Raw genomic sequence first — 2,356 nt, forward strand, 5'->3', positions numbered from 1 at the left:
CCTGCGCCCGACCGCATCCGGATCAACACCTTCGACAACGAGGTCTATGGCCTGGCGGGCGAGGCGCGGTCCTCCTTCGAAGCGGGCGATGTGCAGGTCGATCTCGCTTTCGGCGGCGATGTCAGCTGGACCCGGCAGGAGGGGCTGCGCGACGGCACGATACCGCCGCGCGGCGAGACCTTCCCCAGCCGCGCTTTCCCCGCGACCGATTTCACCCTGGGCGGGGTCTTCCTCGCCAGCGAGATCGCGCTGTTCGACGGGATGCTGACCGTGTTCCCGGCGTTGAGGTTCGACTTCTACGACCTCAATCCGACCGACGATCCGCTGACGCAAGCCTTCCAGACTGCGGCCCAGAGCGACAACCGCCTCTCGCCCAAGCTCGGCGTGACGCTGGAGCCGGTCGATGACGTGATCCTGTTCGGCAATTACGCGCAGGGCTTCCTTGCCCCGACGCCCAGCCAGGTGAACAATTTCTTCGAATCCTTCGGTGCGACCGCGCTGCCCAATCCCGATCTCGGGCCGGAAACCAGCGAAAGCTGGGAGTTGGGCGCGCGCTATGTGGGCGATTCCTTCTCGCTCCAGGTCGTGCGGTTCGAGGGCGACTATGACGATTTCATCAGCCAGCAGGTGATCGGCGGCAGCTTCACCCCGCAGGACCCGGCGCTGTTCCAGTTCGTCAATTTCGACGGGGCGGCGATCGACGGGTTCGAGATCAAGGCGGACTGGGAAAGCGACAGCGGCATCACCGCCAATTTCGCGCTCGCCTATGCCGATGGCGATGTCGTCAATCCCGATGGCAGCCGCATCCCGCTCGATACGGTCGATCCGCTCACCATCGTGGGCGGGGTGGGCTATCGCGATCCGGCCGGACGGTTCGGTGCCGACCTGATCGTGACGCACAATGCCCGCAAACAGGCCGACGAGGTCGAGCGCGCCGCCGACGGCAGCGATCTGTTCGTGCGGCCCGATGCCTCGACGATCCTCGATCTCACCGCCTTCGTGGAAGTCACTTCGCGGCTCAAACTGCGGGCGGGCATCTTCAACCTGTTCGATGAAACCTATGCGCTGTGGTCGGACGTGCGCGGCCTGCGGGTCGAGGATGCGAACATATTTGGAGCCTTCACCCGGCCGGGAAGAAATGCTAGTGCCTCGATTAGCTATAGATTCTGATTTGCATTCTTAACTGGAGTCCTTTGCCATGCGTAGTCTTACCAAGTCCCTGCTATGCGCCGGCCTTGCCGCCAGCGCCATGATCGCCCTGCCCGCTCCCGCGCTCGCCGACGACCCGATCGAGCGCAGCGCCAGCGCCGAGGAAGCCGCGTTCCAGGCCGACCGCGAGCGCATCCTGGCGATGGCAGGCGATTACAAGGTCACCTTCGACATGCAGGAAGCGACCGCCTGGATGGAAGGCTACGAGCCGATCGATGCCAAGGTCAGCGGCGGCTATGAAAGCGTGCGCGTGATCGAGGATACGGGCGAGCGCATCGTGCTCCAGCACCTGCTGGTCGTCGGCGGCGAGGACAACCCCTATGTCGTCAAGCACTGGCGACAGGACTGGCAGTACGAGCCCGAGGCGATCCTGACCTATGAAGGCGGCGACACCTGGGAGATGACCCCGGTTCCCGAAGCGATGCGCGCCGGGCGCTGGTCGCAGACGGTTTACCAGGTCGATGACAGCCCGCGCTATGCCGGCTGGGGCCAGTGGGAAGTGACCCATGGCGTCACCCGCTGGCGCTCCAACTGGACCACCCGTCCGCTCGCCCGCCGCGATGCGACCCGCAACCCGATCTATGACCGCTATATCGGGATCAACCGCCACCAGCTCACCCCGAACGGCTGGATCCACTGGCAGGACAACACCAAGATGATGCCCGCCCAGGACGGCAGCGGCGAACTGGTCCCGGTGGTGCAGGAATATGTCCTCAACACCTATGAGCGGTTCGACGGCTACAATGTCGCCGCCGCCGAAAGCTACTGGGAGAAGACCGCGCCCTTCTGGAACGCTGTGCGCGCCAAGTGGGACGATGTCGCGCAGGCGCAGGGCGGCATCCGCATCTCGCAGGAGGCCAATTACGGCACCGACATCGCCGAGGAACTGCTGAAGCTCGCCGACGCGATCAAGAACGGCGAGACCGCATCGGACGAGGCCACAGCGAAGGCGCTGGCGCTGATCGAAACGGGCACGGCGCGCGGCGGCGGCTGAGGTTCACCCCCTATCCCGGCGATGCGGTCTTCCCTCGCATCGCTCCCGAGGCCCGCGGCGTTCCCCGACGCTGCGGGCCTTTTGCAATGCGTGGACCGGAGCAACGATTGCGATGGACAGCGCCGAAAGCGGGCGGCAGTGTCGCGCCAAAAC

General features: G+C 65.2%; 2 protein-coding genes. Both read left to right on the top strand.

What is annotated here, in order from left to right:
• Positions 1-1,170, top strand: a 1,170-nt coding sequence (locus tag V2I30_RS00600; RefSeq protein ID WP_330660121.1) for a TonB-dependent receptor domain-containing protein, incomplete at its 5' end; no start/stop codon positions are given.
• Positions 1,171-1,198: 28 nt separating this feature from the next.
• Positions 1,199-2,203 carry a DUF6607 family protein gene (locus tag V2I30_RS00605; protein ID WP_330660122.1) on the top strand — a complete coding sequence of 335 codons (1,005 nt, stop codon included), beginning with the start codon at positions 1,199-1,201 and terminating at the stop codon, positions 2,201-2,203.
• The last annotated feature ends 153 nt before the right edge of the window (positions 2,204-2,356 follow it).

It is taken from the genome of Erythrobacter sp., from assembly GCF_036351135.1.
Taxonomy (GTDB): Bacteria; Pseudomonadota; Alphaproteobacteria; order Sphingomonadales; family Sphingomonadaceae; genus Erythrobacter.